Annotated in this window: 7 protein-coding genes; 4 read left to right on the forward strand and 3 right to left on the reverse strand. The window is 67.3% G+C overall.

Going from position 1 to position 3,065, the window contains the following annotated elements:
- The first annotated feature begins 83 nt into the window (after positions 1–83).
- The 3 genes from JCM19049_RS10560 to JCM19049_RS10570 are packed head-to-tail and all read left to right on the forward strand — an operon-like array spanning position 84 to position 1,036.
- Positions 84–635: a hypothetical protein gene (locus JCM19049_RS10560; RefSeq protein ID WP_279402958.1), complete on the forward strand. Its 552-nt coding sequence runs from the start codon at positions 84–86 to the stop codon at positions 633–635.
- The gene (locus JCM19049_RS10565) at positions 613–792 is read left to right on the forward strand and encodes a hypothetical protein (protein WP_279402959.1); all 180 of its coding nucleotides are present in this window, start codon (positions 613–615) and stop codon (positions 790–792) included. The genes JCM19049_RS10560 and JCM19049_RS10565 overlap by 23 nt, the downstream gene beginning before the upstream one ends.
- A gap of 28 nt (positions 793–820) precedes the next feature.
- Positions 821–1,036: a hypothetical protein gene (locus JCM19049_RS10570; RefSeq protein ID WP_054821570.1), complete on the forward strand. Its 216-nt coding sequence runs from the start codon at positions 821–823 to the stop codon at positions 1,034–1,036.
- On the opposite strand, the gene JCM19049_RS20190 is transcribed toward JCM19049_RS10570, so the two are convergent.
- From JCM19049_RS20190 to folP, 3 genes are read right to left on the reverse strand one after another with little or no spacing between them, the layout of a single operon-like run.
- Complete coding sequence (locus tag JCM19049_RS20190; RefSeq protein ID WP_279402960.1) at positions 1,026–1,181, reverse strand: hypothetical protein; 156 nt, start codon at positions 1,179–1,181, stop codon at positions 1,026–1,028. The genes JCM19049_RS10570 and JCM19049_RS20190 overlap by 11 nt on opposite strands.
- Positions 1,178–1,501 (reverse strand): hypothetical protein, encoded by a 324-nt coding sequence (locus tag JCM19049_RS20195; RefSeq protein WP_279402961.1) that lies wholly within the window; start codon positions 1,499–1,501, stop codon positions 1,178–1,180. Before JCM19049_RS20195 ends, JCM19049_RS20190 begins: the two co-directional genes overlap by 4 nt.
- Before the next feature lie 11 nt (positions 1,502–1,512).
- The gene (gene folP / locus JCM19049_RS10580) at positions 1,513–2,358 is read right to left on the reverse strand and encodes a dihydropteroate synthase (protein WP_279402963.1); all 846 of its coding nucleotides are present in this window, start codon (positions 2,356–2,358) and stop codon (positions 1,513–1,515) included.
- Between the two features lie 402 nt (positions 2,359–2,760).
- Here folP and JCM19049_RS20200 point away from each other — a divergent pair, with 402 nt between their 5' ends.
- Entirely contained in the window at positions 2,761–2,913 is a 153-nt protein-coding gene (locus JCM19049_RS20200; RefSeq protein WP_279402962.1) for a hypothetical protein, read from the forward strand.
- The last annotated feature ends 152 nt before the right edge of the window (positions 2,914–3,065 follow it).

Genomic DNA, 3,065 nt, shown 5'->3' on the forward strand with positions numbered 1-3,065 from the left:
CCGCAGCTGGTGGACACCTCGCAGGTGCCGCGCAGTGAACTGCCCAGCCGGCTGCGCGGCAGTGACGCGTGGTCATTGTGGAGGTGACGCTGGTGCACTCCTGCCTGCCCGCACTGATCGACCTGGGCATCCCGATGGGGATTCTTCCGGCCGGCAGCGGCAACGACGCGTGGCGGATGGGCCGGGCCTCCTCGGTGCGCTCCACCCGGGAGGCGATCCTCGGGTTCCTGGCCGGTCACGGCAGGATCCGCACCAGCGACGTGTTGGAGGTCAGCTTCGCCAACGAGCCGCAGCGCACGCGCTTCGTGCTTGGGGCGGTCTCCTGCGGTTTTGAAGCGCAGGTCAACGAGGCGGCCAACGCCCTGCCGCGCTGGCTGGGGGCCACCCGCTACGGGTTGGGGCTGCTGCTGTGCCTGCCTCGGATCAAACCCCGGCAGCTGAGCATCAGCGCGACGGGTTCTCCTTCCACGGCGGAGTGTACCTGGCCAGCCTGGCCAACATCCGCACCCTGGGCGGCGGCATCGGTCTGTTTCCCGCAGCCCGGGACGATGACGGGCGCATGGACGCATGATAGTCACCGCCGCCCCGCTGTACCGGGTGCTGCCCCGGATCGTGCAGATCCTCACTGGGCGTGAACACCGCTACCGGCGTGCCGGGGTGTTCAGCACCGCCCGGGTGGAATTTGCCGGAACCAGCTACGGGGACGGGGAGCAGCTGGGCACCGGGGACTTCAGGGTTACGGTGCGTCCGGGGTGTCTGTCGCTGATGGACGTGAGCGCCGGTATTCGGTGAGCAGCATCCCTTCCTCGTGCAGCACAGAATGCAGCTGCAGCGCCTGGGGGTGTTCCCCGGTGCCGGAGGCAATGCGCGCCCCCTGCCCGCCAATGAGCTGCGGCTGATGCTCAGACACAGTGAATCAACCATCTGCTGGTCGATGAACTGGCCAAAGATCGTGGGACCGCCTTCGGCGTGGATGCACTCCAGGCCCCGTTCGGTCAGTTCGTGGACCACGTGCGTGGCGCTGATCAGCCATTGAACTGTGGGACCTGGATCAGCTGGACATGCTGCGGGTAGTGCCGGGCGGTCTGCAGGTCCACGTTCACGGCGGTGAACAGCAGGATCGGGGCCGGGCTGTTGCGCACCACCGCGGAGGTGGGGGAGATGTTCAGCCCGTTGCTCAAGATCGCCAGCACCGGGTGGCGGCCAAGGCCGTTGGCCTCGCGCCAAATCTGGGATTCGGGGTCCACCAGCGGTCCGTCATACCCTTCGGCGCGCACGGTTCCGGCCCCCACCAACACCACCGAGCCTGCCGGCGCAGCAACTTGAACAGGCGCTGGTCGGCCGCACTGCCCAAGGCGGCCGAGACCCCGCCGACCTGGGCGCTGCCGTCCAGGCTGGAGACAAAGTTGAACCGGACATAGGGCCGGCGATCGATGGCGTAGCGCTCCAGCAGCTGGTTGTCGCTCAGTTCGGGCGTGGGTTCCGGGAAGATTCCGTGCATGCAGATAGCTCCTAGTTGCGGCTGTGTTCGGGGTGGGCCGGGGGATTGATGCCCGACATGTTGTGGACCTGGTAGGCCGGCGCGCGCCAACCGGCGGCCGCTTCGATCAGGTGCACGGTCTGCACCGCCTCGGGAATATTGTGCATCCTGATGATCCGCGCCCCTCCCATGATGCACATGGTGGCCGAGACCATCGAACCGACCATCCGCTCCGATTTGGGCAGGTTGAGGGTTTCGCCGATGAAGTCCTTGTTCGACACCGCGGCCAGCGCCGGATAGCCGAGCTCGGCGATGGGGGAGAAGTTGCCGGTCAGCTCCAGGGTATGGCGGGTGTTCTTGTTCAGGTCATGCCCCGGGTCAATGATCAGCTTCTGCTCACCGATCCCGGCCTGCACCGCCAGCTCGACCTTGCGCGCCAGGTAGTCTCGCACCTCACCGACCACGTCCGCATAATGCGGGCGCGGGTACACCGTACGCGGCTTGGCCAGTGAATGGGTAAGCACCAGGTGGGCGCCGCTGTCCGCCACGACCTGGGCCATGCCGGGTTGTGACAGGCCCGTGGTGTCGTTGATGACATCGGCCCCGGCCTCGATCGCGGCCTGCGCCACCTGCGGCAGGAACGTATCCGCGGAGATCAGCACATCGCTGCGCTCACGCACTGCCCGGATCACCGGAACCACGCGTTCGGCCTCCTCCTGCCAGGACAGTGCCGGGCCGGGGGAGAAGGGCACCCCGCCAATATCCACCCAGTCCGCCCCGTCCTGCACGGCCTGCATCGCCGCGGCGATGGCCTGATCCAATCCGAAGGTTGACCCGGCGTCAAAGAAGGAATCCGGGGTGCGGTTCACGACCGCCATCACCGCGATGCGCTGCGAAAAATCGATGCTCCGGTGCGAAAATCGTGTACGGGGTATTTCAGATCCGGCAGGAACATCGCTATCTAAACCCTTACTGCAGATTTTTCGGGGACAACTCTCACTTAATACATACCACTGAACCCCCAGCCGGAACCGGTGCCCCGAGCCGGCGGCCCCACAGCCGTCGCCGCGCAAACAGTAGGCTGGTGACATGGACATGCCACATCTTCCCGCCCAGACCGGGACCTGGATCCGCCAGGCCATCGACAGCGCCGCCCCCGGGACCATCGCCGCCCAGGTCCCCGCAGGCTATGCCGCCTACGCCCGAATCCTGCACCCGGCCATGGACGAGGACGGGCCCCGGTCAGCTGGGGCAGCATCGCGGCCCTGCGCGGGCACCGGTTGCAGGGCGCCGACCTGTTCGAGGACTCTCCGGGCTGGACGAGCACGGCGACCCGCAGCAGGAGGACGCCTGGGTGGACGGGGACGTACCGGCCTACGAACTGCCCATCGACCAGTGGGGCGCCTGGTGGAGCTGTTGTCCCGGCACACTGAACCAGGACCGCCGCAGCCCCCTATGTGGCCGGGCTGTGGGGAGGGTACGCCTTCATCGAGGGAGGCGAACGCATCCAGATCGACTTCGAGCCGGACCCCGACGCCGACGCGGAACACAACCGCCAGGCCCATGCGCGGGCGCTCGCCGAGGC

The sequence above is a fragment of the Arthrobacter sp. JCM 19049 genome, from assembly GCF_001310435.1.